24 protein-coding genes and 1 tRNA gene are annotated in these 18,182 nt (G+C 68.5%); 19 read left to right on the top strand and 6 right to left on the bottom strand.

Annotated elements, in window-relative coordinates:
* The first annotated feature begins 17 nt into the window (after positions 1 to 17).
* The 8 genes from M8231_RS09420 to M8231_RS09385 all read left to right on the top strand — a co-directional run bounded on the left by M8231_RS09420 (position 18) and on the right by M8231_RS09385 (position 4,852).
* Positions 18 to 93, top strand: a tRNA-Trp gene (locus tag M8231_RS09420).
* A 70-nt stretch (positions 94 to 163) separates the two neighbouring features.
* Positions 164 to 460 carry a preprotein translocase subunit SecE gene (secE, locus tag M8231_RS09415; protein WP_249750143.1) on the top strand — a complete coding sequence of 99 codons (297 nt, stop codon included), beginning with the start codon at positions 164 to 166 and terminating at the stop codon, positions 458 to 460.
* A gap of 13 nt (positions 461 to 473) precedes the next feature.
* Positions 474 to 1,049 (top strand): transcription termination/antitermination protein NusG, encoded by a 576-nt coding sequence (nusG, locus tag M8231_RS09410; protein ID WP_249750144.1) that lies wholly within the window; start codon positions 474 to 476, stop codon positions 1,047 to 1,049.
* 315 nt (positions 1,050 to 1,364) lie between these two features.
* A complete protein-coding gene (gene rplK, locus M8231_RS09405) occupies positions 1,365 to 1,796 on the top strand; it encodes a 50S ribosomal protein L11 (RefSeq protein WP_249750145.1) in 432 nt (143 codons plus the stop codon).
* Between the two features lie 4 nt (positions 1,797 to 1,800).
* Positions 1,801 to 2,490 (top strand): 50S ribosomal protein L1, encoded by a 690-nt coding sequence (gene rplA, locus M8231_RS09400; RefSeq protein ID WP_250201326.1) that lies wholly within the window; start codon positions 1,801 to 1,803, stop codon positions 2,488 to 2,490.
* Positions 2,491 to 2,616: 126 nt separating this feature from the next.
* Positions 2,617 to 3,699, top strand: coding sequence for an AI-2E family transporter (locus M8231_RS09395; protein ID WP_249750146.1), 1,083 nt, complete (start codon positions 2,617 to 2,619; stop codon positions 3,697 to 3,699).
* A gap of 112 nt (positions 3,700 to 3,811) precedes the next feature.
* Positions 3,812 to 4,264, top strand: coding sequence for an NUDIX hydrolase (locus M8231_RS09390; RefSeq protein WP_249750147.1), 453 nt, complete (start codon positions 3,812 to 3,814; stop codon positions 4,262 to 4,264).
* A 72-nt stretch (positions 4,265 to 4,336) separates the two neighbouring features.
* Entirely contained in the window at positions 4,337 to 4,852 is a 516-nt protein-coding gene (locus M8231_RS09385; protein ID WP_249750148.1) for a DUF2059 domain-containing protein, read from the top strand.
* Here the strand turns inward: M8231_RS09385 and M8231_RS09380 are convergent.
* Positions 4,849 to 5,556 carry a glutathione S-transferase gene (locus M8231_RS09380; RefSeq protein WP_249750149.1) on the bottom strand — a complete coding sequence of 236 codons (708 nt, stop codon included), beginning with the start codon at positions 5,554 to 5,556 and terminating at the stop codon, positions 4,849 to 4,851. The two genes, M8231_RS09385 and M8231_RS09380, sit on opposite strands and share 4 nt — an antisense overlap.
* A gap of 318 nt (positions 5,557 to 5,874) precedes the next feature.
* Here M8231_RS09380 and rplJ point away from each other — a divergent pair, with 318 nt between their 5' ends.
* From rplJ to M8231_RS09365, 3 genes are all read left to right on the top strand, one after another.
* Positions 5,875 to 6,390, top strand: a complete 516-nt coding sequence (gene rplJ / locus M8231_RS09375) for a 50S ribosomal protein L10 (protein ID WP_249750150.1) — start codon at positions 5,875 to 5,877, stop codon at positions 6,388 to 6,390.
* Positions 6,391 to 6,452: 62 nt separating this feature from the next.
* Positions 6,453 to 6,842 carry a 50S ribosomal protein L7/L12 gene (gene rplL, locus M8231_RS09370; RefSeq protein ID WP_249750151.1) on the top strand — a complete coding sequence of 130 codons (390 nt, stop codon included), beginning with the start codon at positions 6,453 to 6,455 and terminating at the stop codon, positions 6,840 to 6,842.
* Between the two features lie 114 nt (positions 6,843 to 6,956).
* Positions 6,957 to 7,337, top strand: coding sequence for a hypothetical protein (locus M8231_RS09365; RefSeq protein WP_249750152.1), 381 nt, complete (start codon positions 6,957 to 6,959; stop codon positions 7,335 to 7,337).
* A 3-nt stretch (positions 7,338 to 7,340) separates the two neighbouring features.
* Here the strand turns inward: M8231_RS09365 and pip are convergent, their stop codons facing one another.
* The 3 genes from pip to M8231_RS09350 are packed head-to-tail and all read right to left on the bottom strand — an operon-like array spanning position 7,341 to position 8,957.
* A complete protein-coding gene (gene pip / locus M8231_RS09360) occupies positions 7,341 to 8,315 on the bottom strand; it encodes a prolyl aminopeptidase (protein WP_249750153.1) in 975 nt (324 codons plus the stop codon).
* Between the two features lie 37 nt (positions 8,316 to 8,352).
* Positions 8,353 to 8,715, bottom strand: a complete 363-nt coding sequence (locus M8231_RS09355) for a DUF423 domain-containing protein (RefSeq protein ID WP_249750154.1) — start codon at positions 8,713 to 8,715, stop codon at positions 8,353 to 8,355.
* Between the two features lie 2 nt (positions 8,716 to 8,717).
* Complete coding sequence (locus M8231_RS09350) at positions 8,718 to 8,957, bottom strand: hypothetical protein (protein ID WP_249750155.1); 240 nt, start codon at positions 8,955 to 8,957, stop codon at positions 8,718 to 8,720.
* Between the two features lie 204 nt (positions 8,958 to 9,161).
* Between M8231_RS09350 and M8231_RS09345 the strand changes: the two genes are divergently transcribed.
* From M8231_RS09345 to M8231_RS09310, 8 genes are all read left to right on the top strand, one after another.
* Positions 9,162 to 9,560, top strand: a complete 399-nt coding sequence (locus tag M8231_RS09345; protein ID WP_249750156.1) for a DUF6249 domain-containing protein — start codon at positions 9,162 to 9,164, stop codon at positions 9,558 to 9,560.
* A 25-nt stretch (positions 9,561 to 9,585) separates the two neighbouring features.
* Positions 9,586 to 10,143 carry an RNA polymerase sigma factor gene (locus tag M8231_RS09340; protein ID WP_249750157.1) on the top strand — a complete coding sequence of 186 codons (558 nt, stop codon included), beginning with the start codon at positions 9,586 to 9,588 and terminating at the stop codon, positions 10,141 to 10,143.
* A complete protein-coding gene (locus tag M8231_RS09335) occupies positions 10,133 to 10,555 on the top strand; it encodes a hypothetical protein (RefSeq protein WP_249750158.1) in 423 nt (140 codons plus the stop codon). Before M8231_RS09340 ends, M8231_RS09335 begins: the two co-directional genes overlap by 11 nt.
* 57 nt (positions 10,556 to 10,612) lie before the next feature.
* Entirely contained in the window at positions 10,613 to 11,449 is an 837-nt protein-coding gene (gene panB / locus M8231_RS09330) for a 3-methyl-2-oxobutanoate hydroxymethyltransferase (RefSeq protein WP_250201325.1), read from the top strand.
* Positions 11,450 to 11,527: 78 nt separating this feature from the next.
* Entirely contained in the window at positions 11,528 to 12,307 is a 780-nt protein-coding gene (locus M8231_RS09325) for a tetratricopeptide repeat protein (RefSeq protein WP_249750159.1), read from the top strand.
* A gap of 23 nt (positions 12,308 to 12,330) precedes the next feature.
* Entirely contained in the window at positions 12,331 to 13,716 is a 1,386-nt protein-coding gene (locus M8231_RS09320) for an outer membrane protein assembly factor BamB family protein (protein WP_249750160.1), read from the top strand.
* Between the two features lie 32 nt (positions 13,717 to 13,748).
* Entirely contained in the window at positions 13,749 to 15,377 is a 1,629-nt protein-coding gene (der, locus tag M8231_RS09315; protein WP_249750161.1) for a ribosome biogenesis GTPase Der, read from the top strand.
* Between the two features lie 5 nt (positions 15,378 to 15,382).
* On the top strand, positions 15,383 to 15,850 hold the full coding sequence (locus tag M8231_RS09310; protein ID WP_249750162.1) for an NUDIX hydrolase: 468 nt from the start codon (positions 15,383 to 15,385) through the stop codon (positions 15,848 to 15,850).
* On the opposite strand, the gene M8231_RS09305 is transcribed toward M8231_RS09310, so the two are convergent.
* Both M8231_RS09305 and purF read right to left on the bottom strand, forming a co-directional pair.
* Positions 15,847 to 16,599, bottom strand: coding sequence for an SDR family NAD(P)-dependent oxidoreductase (locus M8231_RS09305; protein ID WP_249750163.1), 753 nt, complete (start codon positions 16,597 to 16,599; stop codon positions 15,847 to 15,849). The genes M8231_RS09310 and M8231_RS09305 overlap by 4 nt on opposite strands.
* Positions 16,600 to 16,666: 67 nt before the next feature.
* Positions 16,667 to 18,172, bottom strand: a complete 1,506-nt coding sequence (purF, locus tag M8231_RS09300; RefSeq protein WP_249750164.1) for an amidophosphoribosyltransferase — start codon at positions 18,170 to 18,172, stop codon at positions 16,667 to 16,669.
* Between the last annotated feature and the right edge of the window lie 10 nt (positions 18,173 to 18,182).

Raw genomic sequence — 18,182 nt, 5'->3', positions numbered from 1 at the left:
GCGGGCGGCCTTTGTCTAGGAGTTTAGCTCAGCTGGTAGAGCACCGGTCTCCAAAACCGGGGGTCGTGGGTTCGAGTCCCCCAACTCCTGCCATTTCCCCCTGTCGCTTCCGGATGGGACTTCCCATCTGGGGCGACAGGATCAATTGTTTGAAGAGCATCTGATGGCCAAGGCCAAGAACCCCGGCAAGCGCCCGCAGATGGGCTCGAAGCTGCAGACCGCACCGGCGGGCCAGACCATCGCCGTCGAGGCGACCGAGCCCAAGAAGAAGACGAGCCCGGCTCAGTTCTTCAGCCAGGTGCGCGCCGAGGGCCGCAAGATCGTGTGGCCCAGCCGCAAGGAGACCTGGATTACCTCGGTGATGGTCTTCATCATGGTGCTGATCGCCTCGATCTTCTTCTGGGTGGTGGACACCGGCCTCGGCTTCGCCTTCCGCTACATCATCGCTCTCGGCTCGTAAGAAAGACGCCCCCATGACCGACGCAGCGCCCGCCAAGCCGGCCAACCCGCGGCACAAGTGGTACATCGTCAACGCCTATTCGAACTTCGAGAAGAAGGTCGCCGAGCAGCTGCGCGAACAGGCCCGTCAGCAGGGGCTGGAAGACGCCTTCTCCGAAATCCTGGTGCCGACCGAGGACGTCGTCGAGATCCGTCGCGGCCGCAAGGTGAACTCCGAGCGCAAGTTCTTCCCGGGCTACGTCCTGGTGAAGATGGAGATGACCGACCAGGCCTATCACCTGGTCAAGAACACGCCCAAGGTCACCGGCTTCCTGGGCGCCGCGGGCGGCACCAAGCCCCTGCCGGTCTCGGAACGCGAAGTTCAGAACATCATCGGGGCCGTGGAAGAGGGCGTCGAGCGTCCCAAGCCCACCATTCGCTTCGACATCGGCGAGAAGGTCAAGGTCACCGACGGTCCCTTCGCCAGCTTCGACGGCGCCGTCGAGAGCGTGGACGAGGAGAACGCCCGCCTGCGCGTCGCCGTCTCCATCTTCGGCCGCGCGACGCCGGTCGAGCTAGAATACGGCCAGGTGGAGAAGGTCGCGGGCTGAGGCTGGAAGTCTCCCCCCGTCCGGGGAGAGCAGGTCGCGCAGCGACCGGTTGGAGGCGGCTCGTCGACGGGCCGCCTTTTTGCTGGCTGAGCCTGACGGGCCTTGCCGTTCCCACACGGTCTCCGCTTCGCTTCGACCTCCCTCCCCGGACGGAAAGGGAGAAGACGTTGCCTCGACCCCGCGTCTCTGATACACGCGCGCCTTCGCTCGGCGGACCTCGGTTCGCGGTGCGGCAAATCCGTGGGAGGCCGCCATGCCGGACCACGGCTCACCGGTCCCGGATCGAAGTCCGGGGATCATTCATAGGAGAGACCAATGGCCAAGAAGATTCTCGGCTATATCAAGCTGCAAGTGCCGGCCGGTTCGGCCACGCCTTCGCCGCCGATCGGCCCGGCCCTGGGTCAGCGCGGCGTCAACATCATGGGCTTCTGCAAGGAGTTCAACGCGCGGACCGAGAAGGAAGCCAAGGGCACCCCGCTTCCGACCGTCATCACCGTCTATCAGGACAAGTCGTTCACCTTCGTGACCAAGACGCCGCCGGCGACCTGGTACCTGAAGCAGGCCACCGGCCTGAAGTCGGGCGCCAAGCTGGTCGGCCGCGAGATCGCCGGCAAGATCACGCAGACGCAACTGCGCGAGATCGCCGAAAAGAAGATGAAGGATCTGAACGCCAACGATCTCGACGCTGCGGCCAAGATCATCGAAGGCTCCGCCCGCGCGATGGGCCTCGAAGTGGTGGAGGGCTAAGCACATGGCCAAGCAAACCAAGGCTCAGAAGGCCCGCACCGGCGTCACCCAGGACCTGGTCCCGTTCGCCGACGCCATCAAGCTGGTCAAGGACAACGCCAAGGCCAAGTTCGACGAGTCGATCGAGATCGCCGTCAACCTGGGCGTCGACCCGCGTCACGCCGACCAGCAGGTCCGCGGCGTGGTCAACCTGCCGTCCGGCACCGGCCGCGACGTCCGCGTCGCCGTCTTCGCCAAGGACGCCAAGGCCGAGGAAGCCAAGGCGGCCGGGGCCGAGCACGTCGGCGCCGAAGACCTGTACGAGAAGATCAACGGCGGCTTCATGGAGTTCGACCGCGTGATCGCCTCGCCGGACATGATGGCCCTGGTCGGCCGTCTGGGTAAGGTGCTGGGTCCGCGCGGCCTGATGCCGAACCCCAAGGTCGGCACCGTGACCCCGAACGTCGCCCAGGCCGTCAAGGACGCCAAGGGCGGCGCCGTCGAGTTCCGCGTCGAGAAGGCCGGCATCGTGCACGGCGGCATCGGCAAGGCCTCGTTCACGCAGGACGCGCTGGAAGCCAACGTCAAGGCGTTCGTCGACGCCCTGAACCGCTCCAAGCCGTCGGGCGCCAAGGGCACCTACGTCAAGCGCATCAGCCTGTCCTCGACGATGGGCCCGGGCATCAAAGTCGATCCGGCTTCGCTGGAAGCCTGATCCCCGGTTCGCGACTGAATCGAGACGGCCCCGGAGAGCAATCTCCGGGGCCGTTTTCTTTTTTCCATCGGCGGCGAACGGTCACGCTGGGGGTGCGTTCTGTCCGCGACCTTTGGGGATGTGACGATGTTCGGACTGGGAAGACGGGGCGGCGGCGTGGGCGCGGCGGGCGGAGGCGATCCGTGGAAGGGCAGGCTGGCGTTCGGCGCCGTGGTGCTGGTGGCGGCCTATTTCGCCGTGCAACTGGTCATCACGCTGCAGACGCTGTGGCTGCTGATCTTCGGCGCCGTGGTGGTGGCCGTGATTCTGCGCGCTTTGGCCGACCCCATCGTCCGCTGGTTCAAGGCGCCCGATCCCCTGGCGGTCTTTCTGTCGCTGCTGATCGTGGTGGCCGTGCTGGCGGGGGTGCTGACCCTGTTCGGCGCGCAGATCGTCGAGCAGGTGGCGGCCTTGTCCGCGGTCGTGCCCCAGGGCTGGGCGCAGGTGCAGTCCTGGATCCAGGCCCAGCCCTACGCCGGCCAGCTGTTCGAGCAGCTGCAGGGGCTGGGAGATCGCGCGGGCCAGGCCCTGCAGGTGGCGCAGCGCTTCGCCCTCAGCTTCGCCTCCGGGGTGACGACGCTGGTGCTGGTGGTGGTGGCGGGGGTGTTCCTAGCCATCAAGCCGGCCAAGTCGCGCGAAGGACTGCTGGCCCTGGCGCCCATGCAGCACCGCCCGCGTCTGCGGGAAGTCCTGGACAGCTGCGGTCACGCCCTGAAGGGCTGGCTGAAGGCGCAACTGTTCTCGATGGTTCTTGTCGGCACCCTGACCGGCGTCGGTCTGGCGGTCATCGGCGTGCCGTCCGCCCTGGGTCTGGGGCTGCTGACCGGGCTGGCGCAGTTCGTGCCGATCGTCGGACCCATCGTCTCCACCGTGCCGGCCGTGCTGGTGGGCGCCACCCAGGGATGGGAGACCGCCCTGATGACCCTGGCGCTCTATGTCGTGGTCTCACAGCTGGAGAGCAACTTCATCACGCCGATGGTGCAGAAGAACGTGGCGAACCTGCCCGTGGTGCTGGGCATCTTCGCCGTGGTCGGAATCGGCACCCTGTTCGGCCCGCTGGGCGTGCTGTTCGCCACGCCGCTGGCGCTGGTGCTGCACACGCTGGTGACCATGCTCTACCGCCAGGACGTGCTGAAGGATCCGGACGCCCGGGCGCCGGGACAGCGATAATCGTTCCGATCGGAGCGAGACGACTTGACGCAGGCCTCGCGATCCCGTTTGCCGGTGGGCAGGTCGTCCCAGGGCGGATGAATTCGGTCGCAGGCGCCGCAGGGAGCGACAGGTGACGGGCGAACAAGTAAAGCGCACCGCGCGGTCCGAGACCCGGCAGGTCGCCGCCCTGCCGTGGCGCCTGGAAAACGGGCGGCGTCGCATCCTGATGATCACGTCGCGTGAGACACGGCGCTGGGTCATTCCCAAGGGCGGGCGAATGGTCGGCCTGACGGACGCCGAGGCGGCGGCCCAGGAGGCGCTGGAGGAAGCCGGCGTGAAAGGGCAGGTGCATGACCAGTCCATCGGCGTCTTCCGGTATCTGAAGCGGCTCAAGGACGACAGCGAGCGGCGCTGCGTGGTCTCCGTCTATCCGCTGGAGGTGCTGATCCAACTCGGCGCCTGGCCGGAAGCCCATCAGCGCGAACGGCGGTGGATGACCTTCGCCGAAGCCGCCGAGGCGGTGCATGAGCCGGATCTGGCGGCCCTGATCCGCGACTTCGACGCCACGCCCCTGGCGGATTGAGCAACCGCAAGTGGTTTTCGCTGGTCTCGGCCCCGCCGCGACCCGATAAGAGGCGGTCAGGAGGAGGCCGCCATGCGGATCATGATGCTGGCGGCCTTGGCCGTCTTCAGCGCGGCGCTGGCCGCGGGCGGCCCCGCCGCGGCGCAGGACGCCGGGCGGGAACAACGCTTGATCTTGTCGCGCGAGTTGATCGCCGTCTCGACCGGCCCCAACCTGGCCAAGTCCGTCGAAGGCTACGCCGCCGCCGAGATGGAGAAGACCATCGCGGGTCAGGATGACGAAGAAGCCGCATGGGTGCGCGCCAACATGCCCGCCATGATCGGCCGGATGACGAACCGCATCATGGCGGACCTGGCGCCGGTGTACGCCGACACCTTCACGATCGAGGAGCTTGAGGCGCAGATCGCCTTCTTCCGCTCGCCGGTCGGTCGACAGATCGCGGCCAAGACCATCGAACTGGCGACGGGCCAGGAAACTGTGCTTCAGACCGCCGTCCTGGCGATGATGACCGAGTTCGAGGCGAAGTTCTGCGCCGAGTTCGACTGTGACGCGGTCGGCGGCCAGGCGGCGGCCAAGCCGACCCGCTAGCCGTCGAACTCCGGATATCGCCGGAAGATTCCGTCCTCGTTGAAGGCGATGCGACGCGGACTGTCCAGATAGGCGGCGATGCGGGGCAGGGCGGCGACGCGGTCGCGCACGGCGACGACGCGGGGCGTGTCCCGCATCACCCGAGCCGCCGCCTGGGGAAAGGCGTACCGCAGGCCCTCCGCCACCTGGAACAGGGACAGGTCCGCATAGGTCATGCGGTCGCCGGCCAGCCAGTCCGAACCGGCGCGGTTGCGTTCCAGGACGCGTTCGGCCCAGCCCAGGAATTTGCCGATGCGCTGGTCGCGGAACCCCTTGGCCCTCCGTGCGGCCTCGGGCTTCTGCTCGTCGTAATAGGCGGCCAGGTCGACAGGGTGGTGGGTGTCGTGCGCCTCGACGACCAGGTCGGCCAGCGTCAGCTGGACCTGATTGACCCAGGCGCGGTCGCTGTCTCCGTCGGGGGCCAAACCCAGCTGCGGACCGATCCAGGCCAGAATGGCGGCGACCTGGCCGATGGTGCGCTCTCCCAGCTTGAGGAAGGGCGGGGCGAAGGCGGGGGTGTCGGCCGTCTTCATCAGGCGCATCATCGCCTCGCCGTCGTCCTGGCGCGAGACGTCGACATAGTCCGCGCCGGCCGCCTCCAGCGCCAGGCGGACGAACTCTCCGCGCCCCTGGATCGTCGGCCAGTAATAGAGTTCATAGGCCATGCGTCACGCTCCTTGATTTATCGGACCTGTCCCTGTATGAGCGCCGCTTCCCGTCGAAGGTTCGCCTTTGACGGTCCTGTCCGAGAACTTCGGGGCGTGGGGGCCACCCGCGCCGTAACCGTCAGGGAGCCCCCTGGCGCCGTGGGGAGATGGGGACGCAAACTGGCAGATGTCGGCCCGCATTCCGGGACGGACGCCGTCAGTCGCTTCCTTCGGACAATACGACCGGCCTGAACGTCTCGCGGCGACGCGCGACGCTTTGGCCAAATCCGTCGTCGGGAATAAGCCCGGCGGCGAATGCCAAGACTGGAGACCGCAATGGACCGCGCACAAAAGGCCGAGTCGATCGAGACGCTCAAGGGCGTGTTCGCCGACGCCGGCTCCGTGGTCGTGACCCACAACCTGGGTCTGACCGTTGCGGAAATGGAAGACCTGCGTGGCCGGCTGCGTACCGCCGGCGGCGCGTTCAAGGTGGTCAAGAACCGCCTGGCGCTGAAGGCGCTCGAAGCCGAAGAAGGCAGCGATTACCACGGCCTGTTCAAGGGCCCCGTGGGCATCGCCTACGCCGAGAACCCCGGTACGGCCGCCAAGGTCGCCACCGAGTTCGCCAAGGCTAACGATCGCTTCAAGATCGTCGGCGGCTTCATGGGCGAAACCGTCGTCGACCAGAAGGGCGTCGAGGCGCTCTCCAAGCTGCCGACGCTGGACGAAGTCCGCAGCCAACTCATCGGCCTGCTCAACGCGCCCGCGACCAAGGTCGCCGGCGTGCTGCAAGCGCCCGCCGGTCAGCTGGCCCGGGTGTTCAACGCCTACGCCACCAAGGAAGCCGCGTAAGCGGCGGACCCTTTCATCTCTGCATCCCTCTCTGAAACCAATCCTCCGAAGGAAAACTGACAATGGCCGACCTCGCCAAGATCGTCGAAGACCTGTCCGCGCTTACCGTTCTGGAAGCCGCTGAACTCTCCAAGCTGCTGGAAGAAAAGTGGGGCGTTTCCGCCGCCGCTCCGGTCGCCATGGCCATGCCGGCTGGCGGCGCCGCTGGCGGCGCTCCGGCTGAAGCCGCCGAAGAGCAAACCGAGTTCACCGTCGTCCTGGTCGACGGCGGCGACAAGAAGATCAACGTCATCAAGGAAGTTCGCGGCGCTCGCTCGGACCTGGGCCTGAAGGAAGCCAAGGACCTGGTCGAAGGCGCTCCGCAGAACGTCGTCGAGAACGTCTCCAAGCAAGCCGCCGAAGAGCTGAAGAAGAAGCTCGAGGAAGCCGGCGCCAAGGTCCAGATCAAGTAATCTGGGCTTCAGCGTCCGCTGAAGATCGAAAGGCCCGGCGGGAAACCGCCGGGCCTTTTTCATTATCCTTCCGAGGCGCGGCGTGACACGGTTCGGTTTCGATGGAGACGCGCCATGATCCTCGCCTTTGTCGTCGCTGCTTTGAGCGGTCTGCAGCTGGACCCGCTGGATGCGGTCGTCGCCGCGCCGGAAAATCACGTGGTGATCCTAGAGAATGATCGGGTCCGCGTTCTCAGGGTGACTGTGCAGCCGGGCGAGACAGAGGCGCCGCACGTTCACCGCTGGTCCAGCGTGATGCACATCCAATCGGCGCAGCCGCTGGTCGATATCCTCTACGAGAGGGGCGAGGACGGTCTTGCCGAGGTCCGGCGCACGCCCCTACCGCCTGGACCGCCGCCCGAGGCGCTATGGTTTCCGCCAGAAGGGCCGCACGCCATCTATAACGCCGGCGACGGCGTATTCCGCGCCATTCGGATAGAGCTGAAGAGCGATTAATCGCTAGACGGTCGCCGCCCAGTCCGTGGCGCGGATCAGGCTGTCGATGATGCCGGGTTCGGACGAGGCGTGGCCGGCGTCGGGCACGATGTCCAGCCGGGCCTCGGGCCAGGCGCGGTGCAGCGCCCAGGCGCCCGAGATCGGCGTGACCACGTCGAAGCGGCCTTGCGCGATCCAGCAAGGAATGTCCCGCATCCGGTCGACGTTCTTCAGGATCCAGTCTTCCTCGGGGAAGAAGCCGCCGTTGGTGAAGAACCAGTTCTCGATCCGTGCGAAGGCGACCGCGAACTCGGGCTCGGCGAACTTGTCGGGCCGGGCGTCGGGGCCCTCTACGCTGACGGTCTCGCCTTCCCAGCTGGACCAGGCGATGGCGCAGCGCTCGCGTTCCGCCACGTCGTCGCCGATCAGTCGCTTGTAATAGGCGCCCATCAGGTCGCCGCGCTCGGCCTCGGGGATGGGCACGACGAACCGCTCCCACGCATCGGGGAAGATCATCGAGGCGCCGTCCTGGTAAAACCAGTGGAGTTCCTTGCGGCTCAGCAGGAAGATGCCGCGCAGCACCAGCGCCAGGCACCGCTCGGGATGGGTGATGGCGTAGGCCATCGACAGGGTCGAGCCCCAGGAGCCGCCGAACACCACCCACCTGTCCACGCCGCAACGGGCGCGCAGCCGCTCGATATCCTCGATCAGGGTCCAGGTGGTGTTGTCTTCCAGCGAGGCGTTCGGGCGGGATTTGCCGCAGCCGCGCTGATCGAACAGGACGATGCGGTACTTGGCCGGATCGAAATAGCGCCGCATGCCCGGATTGACGGCGCCGCCCGGTCCGCCATGCAGGACCAGGACCGGGCGCCCCTGCGGATTGCCGCATTCCTCGTAATAGATCTGGTGAGGACCGTCGGTCTCCATCCAGCCCGAGGCGAACGGTTCGATCTCGGGATAGAGCTCACGACGGGGATCGGCAGGCGCGGGGAAGGCCATGAATCGAACGGTCTTTCTGAGAAGGCGAAACTTGGCCTTAAGAGGAGCGGCCTTGCAATGCCGCAAACGCGACGCAAAGCCAACCGGCGATCATCAGAACCCCGCCGACCGGCGCGACCGCGCCCATGGCGGGTAGGCTGAGCAGCGCGATGAAGGCCAGAGCCAGGCTGAACACCAGGCCGCCCGCCGCCCCAAGCCAGCCGGCCAGGCGCGCCAGACGGCCCCCGCCCGTCCACAGGGCGCAGGCCAGGCCGAAGACGGCGTGCGCCAGCTGGTAATGCGCGCCCGTGGTCAGCAGGGTCTTGACCTGCAGACCCGCGCCGTGGGCGGCGAAAGCCCCCAGCGCTACGGCCAGCGCTCCATTCAGCGCGGAAAAGACGATCAGGTCGCGACTGGCCATGCTCAGCCTTCGACGTCGGTGGCCGGGCGGTCGTGGCCGTCGGCCCGCTCGGTGATCCATTCGCCGTCAGGCCCTTCGTATTCGATCATCGCGGTTTCATCCGGGACCTTTTGCTCGTGCGCGGCGCGCACGGCGGCGGCCCGGGCCAGATCGTGACTGGCGAAGGTCTCGGAGAAGGTGTCTCCCGACCGATAGGCCCAGCCGCCGTCGTGTTCGACGATGCGATAGGTGACATGGCTCATGGGAATGCCTTTCTGGAAATGTCGGCGGACGCTAGCGCGAACCGGCGGCGCCCGAAACCGGTTCCAGCGACGCCGAACGCCGGCGCGGCCGACCTTACGAAGATTTCACCAAAGGCTTCGCATCCGTGGGGGCGCCTGGCGGCCTCTTGTGATCAGAAGGCCGCCGCATCAGGCTGGGCCGCAAGGGATCACAGGGGTATCGCCATGGAAGACTTCATTCCGATCTTCGCCATCTTCGCCGTCTTCGGCACCATCACGGCCATCATCGTCGGCCCGACCTTCCTGAAGTACCGCGAGAAGCGCGACATGCAGGAGACCGTCCGCCACGCGGTCGACAAGGGCCAGGACCTGCCGTCCGAACTGATCGACGCCATGACCAAGGACGTGCAGAAGACCCTGCCGTCGCGCACCCGGGACATCCGCCGCGGCATCATCTGGCTGGCGGTCGGCATCGGCGTCGCCGCCTTCGGCGTCGTCAGCGACCTGGGCGGAAACGGCTGGAACGGCGGCATGGACAACGGCCTGCTGGGCATCGCCTGCATTCCCGCCGTCATCGGGATCGCCTTCATCGTCCTGAGCTTCTTCAACCCGAACAAGGACTGACGGCGACCGATCGGGGGAAACCGTCATGAACAGGACATCCTTGCACGATCTTCACGACGTCGAGCTGGCGGCCCAGGCGGCCGCCGGCGGGCGGCGGGAGTATGGCGAGCTGGTGCGCCGGCACGGTTCGGCGGTCCGGGGCCTGCTGCGCCGGATGGGGGCCAGCCCGTCGCTGGCCGACGACGTGGCCCAGGACGCCTTCCTGCAGGGCTTCCAGCGCTGCGCCGAGTTTCGGGGGCAGGGGACCTTCGCCGGCTGGGTCAAGAAGATCGCCGCGCGCCTCTATCTGAAGCGCGTCGCCCGCGAGGCCCGCTATGTCGCCGAGATCGAGGCCGAGGAGGCGGCGACGCCGGTCGACCAGGCCGGCGCGCTGGACCTGGACGAGGCGCTGAAGGCGCTGAACGAGACCGAACGGGTGTGCGTGTCGCTGTGCCACGGCGCCGGCATGTCCCATCCGGAAATCGCCGCGGCCATGAATTTGCCGCTCGGAACGGTGAAATCCCATGTCAAACGTGGTCTGGATAAACTCCGCGCTCGGCTTCAGCCGGCGGCTTCAGGCGGGAGGTCGGCTCATGTCGGCTGACGAATTCGACCCGGCGATCGAGCGACTGTTCGCCCGCGCCCCCAGGATGGCCGACGACGCCCTGTTCGTCGCCGAGTTCCGCACGCGGCTGGAGAAGCGTTCGCGCTGGCGCGGCGTGGCCCTGACCGGCGCGGGGCTGATCGGCGGGCTGATCGCGGTGCGCGAAGGGATCAATCTGAACTTCACCGGCGGAGAGGCCGAGGTGACGACGCTGGGCCAGGGCGCGCAGGCGGTCGCCGTCACGGCCCAAGGCGCGGTCCAGTCCGGTCTGGGCGGTCTGGGGCTGGACTCCCTGGGGTTGGGCTCGATCGACCTGATGAGCGGGTCGGGCATGGCGGCGTTCTGGATCGTCGCCGGGGCGCTGGTCGCGCTGCTGGCCGCCGGCGCGGTGCGGCTTTCTCAGGACATCTAGGGTGACTCGGGCGGCGCGGGCGCCTATCTGACGGCCGATCAGACAGGAGGCCCGCCGATGTCCATTCACGCCCAGGAGACCGTCCGGCGCATTTCCGTGCCCGACATCGCGGCGAGAAAGGGCGGCGAACCGATCGTCTGCCTGACCGCCTATGACGCGCCGATGGCGGCCCTGCTGGACCCCCACTGCGACGTGCTGCTGGTGGGCGACAGCGTGGGCATGGCGGTGCACGGCCTTCCCAACACCGTCGGCGTCACGCTGGAGATGATGATCCTGCACGGCCAGGCGGTGGTCCGGGGCTCGCGCCGGGCCCTGGTGGTGGTGGACATGCCGTTCGGCGCCTACGAGGGCGGCGAGCAGGCCGCCTACGACGCCTGCGTGCGGGTCATGAAGGAAACCGGCGCCCAGGCGGTGAAGCTGGAGACCAGCGCGGAGCTGGCGCCCATCGTCCGGTTCCTGGTCCGGCGCGGCATTCCGGTGATGGGCCACATCGGCCTGCGCCCCCAGGCGGTGCTGGCCGAAGGCGGCTTCAAGGCCAAGGGCCGAACCGACGCGGAACGCGAGCGCGTGCTGGCCGAGGCTGTCGCCGTGGCCGAGGCGAGCGCCTTCTGCATCGTCATCGAGGGCGTGGCCGAATCCCTGGCGCGCGAAATCACCCAGACCATCGACGTCCCCACCATAGGCATCGGCGCCTCGGCCGCCTGCGACGGCCAGGTCCTGGTGGTCAACGACATGCTGGGAATGTTCGACTGGACCCCCAAATTCGTCCGCAAGTACGCCGATCTGCGCGGAGAGATCGACCGCGCCGCCGCCGCCTTCGCCTCTGACGTGAAGTCCCGCCGTTTTCCTGCCGAAGTCGAGACCTACTTCTCGAAAAAACCGGCTTCGCCGTAACGGCTTCGTTGCGGGCGTGAGGGCGACCCTCTAGGGTCCGCCGGATTCCGTGCAGCGATCTTTTGGGGCGACGTTTCCGTGGTTGATGTCTTCGAGCAGGTCGAGGAGGAGCTCCGCTCCGACCGGTATAAGCGCCTGGCCCGCACCTGGCTGCCCGTCGCGGCCGTGGTCGTGATCGTCGCGCTGATCGGCGCGCTGGGTTGGTGGGGCTGGGACAGCTATCAGTCCAATCGCGCCGCCAAGGGCGCCGAGGCCTATGATCGCGGCCTGGAAGCCCTGCGCGAAAGCAAGCCCGCCGACGCCCGCGCCGCCTTCCAGGAAGCGGTCGAGCAGGGCAACGGCGCCTATAAGGCCCTGGCCCTTCAGCAGCAGGCCGCCCAGGCCCTGGACGCCAACAAGGTTCCCGACGCGGTGCGCCTGTTCGACGAATCCGCCAAGGCGACGCGCGACCCGATCCTGTCCGACACGGCTTCGCTCAAGGCCGCGTGGCTGCTGATGGACACCGCGCCGCTGGCCGAGTTGGAAAGCCGCCTGACCCCGCTGGCCGAGGACGACCGCCCGCTGCACGCCTTCGCCCAGCATGCGCTGGCCCTGGCCCGCCTCCAGCACGGCAAGGCGGCCGAGGCCCGCTCGGCTTTGGTGGTGCTGCAACTGGGCCAGGACGTGCCCGACGCCATCCGCCAGCAGGCCCAGGCGGCCATCGCCATGATCGATTCCGGCACGGTCGCCGCCCTGCCCAAGATCGTCGACGCCGCCAAGGCCGCGCCGCCGCCCGCCGCGCCGCAAGTCGCGCCCGCATCGCAGGCTGCATCCCCGGCCTCGGCCCCGGCCCCGGCCGCTGCGCCGACCCAACAGTGACGTCACCGGACAGGACGCCTTCGATGAACCGAGCTCTGAAAGTCGCGCTGGTCTGCGGCGTCGCCCTGACGGTCGCGTCGTGCGGCGCCGTGCGCCGGTCCCTGCCGTTCGGCCTGGGTCGCAGCGACCAGCCCCAGGCCACGGCGACGGAGGGGCAGCGTATTTCGGTGCTGGCCTTCGACGAGCAGCTGGCGCCCTCGGCGGCCTTGGCCGGCCGCGATATCTTCCTGCCCGGCCCGCAGGCCGTGACGGCATGGACCCAGCCCGGCGGCACGCCCGAGAACCTGGTCGAGCACGTCATCGCCGCGCCGAACTTCCAGATCGCCTGGCGCCGCGACATCGGCGCCGGCTCGGCCAATCCGGGCGACGTCATGTCCCCGGTGGTCGCCGCCGACGGCAAGATCTTCGTCTTGGACGGCCGCTCGACCGTCACGGCCGTCTCGGCCGACACCGGCGCGGTGCTGTGGAAGGCCGACGTGAAGCCCGAGGGTCGCGATCGCGGCCGCGACAACGGCTTCGGCGGCGGCGTCGCCGTGGCCGGCGGGCGGGTGTTCGTCTCGTCGGGAACGCGCGTGGTTTCGGCGCTGGACGCCAACAGCGGCGCCGTGGTCTGGAGCCAGAACGTCGACGCCCCGGTGCACGGCGCGCCCACGGTCGCGGGCGGCCGCGTCTTCGTGGTCGATGTCGACAGCCAGATGTTCGCCTTCGACGCCGCCACCGGCGCCCAGGCCTGGGCCTATCGCGGCATCGGCGAGCCGGCGCGGGTCCTGCGCGCCTCCAGCCCGGCGGTGACGGGCGAGACGGTGATCGCCCCCTTCGCCTCGGGCCAGCTGGTCGCCCTGCGGACCAACAACGGCCAGCCGGTGTGGGAAGAGACCCTGTCCAACACCAGCCGCACCAGCGCCCTGTCCGAGGTGCGCGACATCGCCGGGCGTCCGGTCATCAGCCGCGGCATGGTCTATGGCGTCAGCCATTCGGGCCAGATGGCGGCCATCGACATCCGCTCGGGCCAGCCGCGCTGGCGGCTGCCCATCGTCGGCGTCAACGCCCCGCTGCCGGTCGGCGACGCGGTCTATGTCGTCTCCAAGGCCGGCGAACTGATCGCCGCCAACCGCGACACCGGCCAGGTCTATTGGACGCGCGAGCTGAACGAGGGGCGTGTCCGCAAGGAAGGCGGTTTCCTGGGCTTCTTCGATCATGAGCTTCGCCCGCAATGGTCGGGGCCGATCCTGGCGTCGAACCGCCTGGTGATGGTCAACTCGTTCGGCGAGGCCGTCGCCTTCGACCCGAAGACCGGCGCGCCGCAGGCGACCCTGAAGCTGGGCGCGCCCGCCTTCATCGCCCCCAGCGCCTATAACGGCGCCCTCTATGTGCTGACGGATTCCGGTCAGCTGATCTGCATCCGCTGACGTTTCGTCGCAAACTGGGTTAGAAGGCCGACATGGCTCTGAAGGTCGCCATTGTCGGCCGCCCCAATGTGGGCAAGTCGACCCTGTTCAACCGCCTCGTTGGCAAGCGTTTGGCGCTGGTCGACGATCGCCCCGGCGTGACCCGCGACCGGCGCTACGCCGACGGCAATATCGGCGACATGGACCTGACGCTGATCGACACGGCCGGGTATGAGGACGTCACCGACGAAAGCCTGGAAGCCCGGATGCGCGAGCAGACCGAGGCCGCGCTGGACGACGCCGAACTGATCCTGTTCATGATGGATGCGCGCGAGGGCGTGACCCAGTTGGACCGCATCTTCGCCGAACGCCTGCGCCGCCAGCACAAGCCGGTGATCCTGCTGGCCAACAAATCGGAAAGCCAGGCCTCGGGCGGCGGTGTCGGAGAAGCGCACGCCCTGGGCTTCGGCGAGCCGGTCGCCATCTCGGCCGAGCACGGCGAGGGCATGGCCGACCTGTATCAGGCCATCGTCACCGCGTCCGAAGACATCTTCATCGAGGAAGAGGACGAGCCGGAAAAGCCGATCCGCATCGCCGTGATCGGCCGCCCGAACGCCGGCAAGTCGACCCTGATCAACCGCCTGATCGGCGACGACCGGCTGCTGACCGGGCCGGAGGCCGGCATCACGCGCGATTCCATCTCGGTCGACTGGGTGTGGGAAGACAAGAACATCCGCCTGATCGACACGGCGGGGATGCGGCGCAAGGCCCGGGTTCAGGAGAAGCTGGAGAAGCTGTCGGTCGCCGACACCATCCGCGCCATCACCTTCGCCGAGGTGGTCATCCTGGTCATGGACAAGGACGACGCCTTCGACACCCAGGACCTGCAGCTGGCCGACCTGGTCGAGCGCGAGGGGCGGGCCCTGGTCTATGTCGCCTCCAAATGGGATCTGGAGGAGGAGCCGCAGGCGCGCCTGGCCGAGTTGAAACGGCTGGCCGAGGACAAGCTGCCCCAGCTTAAGGGGTCGCCCTTCGTCGCCCTGTCGTCGCACAGCGGCCGCGGCGTCGACCGCCTGATGCCGGCCGTACTCCAGGCCTATGACATCTGGTCGGTCAAGGTGAAGACCAAGGACCTCAACACCTGGCTGTCCATGGCCACCCAGCGCCATCCGCCGCCCGCGGTGGACGGCAAGCGGATCAAGCCCAAGTACATCGCCCAGACCAAGGCGCGTCCGCCGACGTTCGTGCTGATGGCCAGCCGCGCCTCGGCCATGCCCGACCACTACAAGCGCTATCTGATCAACTCGATCCGCGAGAGCTTCGACCTGCCGGGCACGCCCATCCGGCTGAACGTCAAGACCAGCGGGGCCAACCCCTATGTCGACGGCGGCGCCAAGTCGGGCCCGGAGCGGTTCAAGGGCGCGGCCAAGACCGCGCCGCGCCGCATCCAGAAGGCCGAAAAGGCCGAGGAGCGGCTGTCCAATCTGCCGGGCAAGGCGCTGGAGCAGAAGGCCAAGGCGGGGATCAAGCCCAAGGTGAAGCCTCTGGGCGGGTTGAAGGCCAGCGCCTCCAAGAAGTCCGGGACCAACGCCATCGTCGGCAAGGGCGCGCGTGGCGGCGCCCGTCAGGTCTCGCGCTCGGGCCGCGTCCGCAGCGGCCAGAAGGGCGGCGCCAAGCGCTGACGCCCATGAGCGAGGGGAACGCGACGCTTCCCGCGCGGCCGACCGCCCGCTGGCTGATCCTGGACCCGCAGGGCCGGGTGCTGCTGTTCCGCTTCGTCTTCGCCGAGGGGCCGCTGTCCGGAACCGTCTTCTGGGCCACGCCCGGCGGCGGCTGCGAGCCGGGCGAAAGCTTCGAGGACGCCGCGCGTCGCGAACTGTTCGAGGAGACGGGCCTGTCCGTCGCCGATCCCGGTCCCCAGGTCGCCCGCGTCCGCGTGGCCTTTCGCCTGCCTGACGGCCGCATGGCCGACGTGGATCAGCGCTTCTTCCTGCTGCGCGCCGAGCGCTTCGTCGTCGCGCCCGGGGGCTGGACGGAAGAGGAGCGGCGCGTCCTGGTCGAGCACCGCTGGTGGACGGCGGCCGACATCCGGGCCTCCACCGAGGCGATCTGGCCCGCCGAACTGCCCGATCTCCTCGACGATCTTCGCGATTAGACCAGGGCTTCCGGGGACGGCTCCGACTTCCAGTCCCTGAAGGACACCGTCAGCGGCGGCGTCAGGTCGCCGCGGGCCAGTTCGACGATCAGGGGGGCGATCTCGGACGGATGGGGCAGGCCCTGCGGGTCTTCGCCCGGATAGGCCTGGGCGCGCATCTGGGTTCGCATCCGGCCGGGATCGACGATGCTGACGCCGACCGGCGTGCTCTCGATCTCGTCGGCCCAGGCCTTCACCAGGGCTTCGGCGCCCGCCTTGGTGGCGGCGTACATGCCCCAGAAGGCGCGGGGCCTGGCCGCCACGCTGGTGGTCAGGTGGATGGCGCGCCCCGCGTCGGAGGCGCGCAGCAGCGGCTCCAGCGAACGGATCAGGCGATAGACGGCGGTGAAGTTGGTCTTTTCGACCTTGGCGAACTCGCGCGGGTCGGCGTGGGACACCGGCGTCAGGCCCGACGGCCCCATGGTCGCCGCCGCCTGGACCCAGATGTCCAGCTTCTTGAACCGCTCGAAGATGGCCCCGCCCAGCCGGTCGATGGCGCCCCCGTCCACCAGGTCGAAGGGAACCAGGGTGGCGTGCTGGCCCGTCGCGGCGAAGACGGCGTCGTCCAGCTCTTCCAGGCCGCCCTGGGTGCGCGCCGTGGCGATGACGTGGGCGCCGGCCTTGGCCAGGGCCAGGGCGCTTTCATAGCCTATGCCGCGCGAGGCGCCGACGACCAGGGCGATACGGCCGGAAAGGGGGAGTTCGGACATGGCGCCTGATAGCGCGCGCGAGGCCGGCCCGCCAAGCCGCTATTCGCCCGGCGCCGTCCGCCTGGCTTCAGGCGCTGACGAGCAGGGACAACTGCCGGGCGCCGAATTCGCGGCCGCCTTCCTCGATCTCCCGGTCCAGCAGGCGGGTCGGGTAGTCGCCGGTGAAATAGTGGTCGGTGAACTGCGGGTTGGCCTTGTCGCGGCCCGTCTCGCCCATCGCCCGGTACAGGCCGTCGATGGACAGGAAGCCCAGGCTGTCGACCTCCAGCATGTCGCGCATCTCTTCCAGCGTCTTGTTGGCCGCCAGCAGCTGCGCGCGTTCCGGCATGTCGATGCCGTAGAAGTCCGGGAACAGGATCTGCGGGCTGGCCGAGCGCAGGTGGACCTCGGTCGCCCCCGCCGCCCGCACGGCGCGGACCAGCTTCAGCGAGGTGGTGCCGCGCACGATGGAGTCGTCGATCAGCACCACGCGCTTGCCGGCCAGGGCCGACTTGTTGGGGCTGTGCTTCATGCGCACCCCCTTCTGACGGGCGCCCTGGCTGGGCTGGATGAAGGTGCGGCCCAGATAGTGGCTGCGGATGATGCCCATCTCGTAGGGGATGCCGCTCTCCTGGGCGTAGCCCAAGGCCGCCGGCACGCCAGAGTCCGGCACCGGCACGACGATGTCGGCCTCCACGCCCAATTCGCGCGCCAGGCCCCGCCCCATCTCCTTCCTGACCTCATAGACCGAGCGGCCGTTCACGACCGAGTCGGGGCGCGAGAAATAGACATATTCGAACAGGCAGGGGCGGGCGGCGCGGGCGGGGAAGGGCTTGAGCGAGCGCAGGCCGCTTTCGTCGATGACGACGACCTCGCCATGCTCGACGTCGCGCACGAAGGTCGCGCCGATCATGTCCAGGGCGCAGGTCTCGGACGCCAGCACCCAGGCCTCGCCGACCCGGCCCAGCACCAGCGGACGGATGCCCAGCGGGTCGCGGGCGCCGATCATCTTGTGCCGCGTCTGGGCGACCAGGGCGTAGCCGCCCTCGATCCGCGCCAGGGCGTCGATGAAGCGATCGACGATCTTGGCCTTACGGCTGCGCGCGATCAGGTGGAGGATGACCTCGGAGTCCGACGTCGACTGGAAGATGGCGCCTTCGCCGACCAGCTGGCTGTGCAGGAACTTGAAGTTGGTCAGGTTGCCGTTGTGGGCGATGGCGATGCCGCCCTGGTCCAGATCGGCGAACATCGGCTGGATGTTGCGCAGAAACGATCCGCCGGCGGTGGAATAGCGGGTATGGCCCACGGCCGCCCGGCCGGGCATCCGGCCGGCCAGGTCGGCGCCGCCGAAGGCCTCGCCCACCAGGCCCTGGTGCCGTTCGGTGTAGAAGCGTTCGTCCTTGATGCTGGCGATGCCGCAGGCTTCCTGGCCGCGATGCTGCAGGGCGTGCAGGCCCAGGGCGACGACGGCCGAGCCCTCGTCCTCTTCCGCGCCCCAGACGCCGCAGACGCCGCATTCCAGGCGAAGCTGGTCGTCCTCCGGCTCGCGCCAATGTTCGCGGTGAACGACGGGATCGGCGATATGGTGGCGCATCGTCGGGCTC

Origin of the sequence: Brevundimonas albigilva (assembly GCF_023573565.1) — a bacterium.
In the GTDB taxonomy this organism is placed as follows: Bacteria; Pseudomonadota; Alphaproteobacteria; order Caulobacterales; family Caulobacteraceae; genus Brevundimonas; species Brevundimonas albigilva.
Note: the sequence above shows the minus strand (reverse complement) of the source record. Positions and strands in the feature narration are given on the sequence as shown.

Excerpts from the sequence above, each read along its gene's own strand:
- secE (WP_249750143.1), top strand. The coding sequence starts at position 164 with ATGGCCAAGGCCAAGAACCCCGGCAAGCGCCCGCAGATGGGCTCGAAG.
- nusG (WP_249750144.1), top strand. The coding sequence starts at position 474 with ATGACCGACGCAGCGCCCGCCAAGCCGGCCAACCCGCGGCACAAGTGG.
- rplK (WP_249750145.1), top strand. The coding sequence starts at position 1,365 with ATGGCCAAGAAGATTCTCGGCTATATCAAGCTGCAAGTGCCGGCCGGT.
- rplA (WP_250201326.1), top strand. The coding sequence starts at position 1,801 with ATGGCCAAGCAAACCAAGGCTCAGAAGGCCCGCACCGGCGTCACCCAG.
- M8231_RS09395 (WP_249750146.1), top strand. The coding sequence starts at position 2,617 with ATGTTCGGACTGGGAAGACGGGGCGGCGGCGTGGGCGCGGCGGGCGGA.
- M8231_RS09385 (WP_249750148.1), top strand. The coding sequence starts at position 4,337 with ATGCGGATCATGATGCTGGCGGCCTTGGCCGTCTTCAGCGCGGCGCTG.
- M8231_RS09380 (WP_249750149.1), bottom strand. The coding sequence starts at position 5,556 with ATGGCCTATGAACTCTATTACTGGCCGACGATCCAGGGGCGCGGAGAG.
- rplJ (WP_249750150.1), top strand. The coding sequence starts at position 5,875 with ATGGACCGCGCACAAAAGGCCGAGTCGATCGAGACGCTCAAGGGCGTG.
- rplL (WP_249750151.1), top strand. The coding sequence starts at position 6,453 with ATGGCCGACCTCGCCAAGATCGTCGAAGACCTGTCCGCGCTTACCGTT.
- M8231_RS09365 (WP_249750152.1), top strand. The coding sequence starts at position 6,957 with ATGATCCTCGCCTTTGTCGTCGCTGCTTTGAGCGGTCTGCAGCTGGAC.
- pip (WP_249750153.1), bottom strand. The coding sequence starts at position 8,315 with ATGGCCTTCCCCGCGCCTGCCGATCCCCGTCGTGAGCTCTATCCCGAG.
- M8231_RS09355 (WP_249750154.1), bottom strand. The coding sequence starts at position 8,715 with ATGGCCAGTCGCGACCTGATCGTCTTTTCCGCGCTGAATGGAGCGCTG.
- M8231_RS09350 (WP_249750155.1), bottom strand. The coding sequence starts at position 8,957 with ATGAGCCATGTCACCTATCGCATCGTCGAACACGACGGCGGCTGGGCC.
- M8231_RS09345 (WP_249750156.1), top strand. The coding sequence starts at position 9,162 with ATGGAAGACTTCATTCCGATCTTCGCCATCTTCGCCGTCTTCGGCACC.
- M8231_RS09340 (WP_249750157.1), top strand. The coding sequence starts at position 9,586 with ATGAACAGGACATCCTTGCACGATCTTCACGACGTCGAGCTGGCGGCC.
- M8231_RS09335 (WP_249750158.1), top strand. The coding sequence starts at position 10,133 with ATGTCGGCTGACGAATTCGACCCGGCGATCGAGCGACTGTTCGCCCGC.
- panB (WP_250201325.1), top strand. The coding sequence starts at position 10,613 with ATGTCCATTCACGCCCAGGAGACCGTCCGGCGCATTTCCGTGCCCGAC.
- M8231_RS09320 (WP_249750160.1), top strand. The coding sequence starts at position 12,331 with ATGAACCGAGCTCTGAAAGTCGCGCTGGTCTGCGGCGTCGCCCTGACG.
- der (WP_249750161.1), top strand. The coding sequence starts at position 13,749 with ATGGCTCTGAAGGTCGCCATTGTCGGCCGCCCCAATGTGGGCAAGTCG.
- M8231_RS09310 (WP_249750162.1), top strand. The coding sequence starts at position 15,383 with ATGAGCGAGGGGAACGCGACGCTTCCCGCGCGGCCGACCGCCCGCTGG.
- M8231_RS09305 (WP_249750163.1), bottom strand. The coding sequence starts at position 16,599 with ATGTCCGAACTCCCCCTTTCCGGCCGTATCGCCCTGGTCGTCGGCGCC.
- purF (WP_249750164.1), bottom strand. The coding sequence starts at position 18,172 with ATGCGCCACCATATCGCCGATCCCGTCGTTCACCGCGAACATTGGCGC.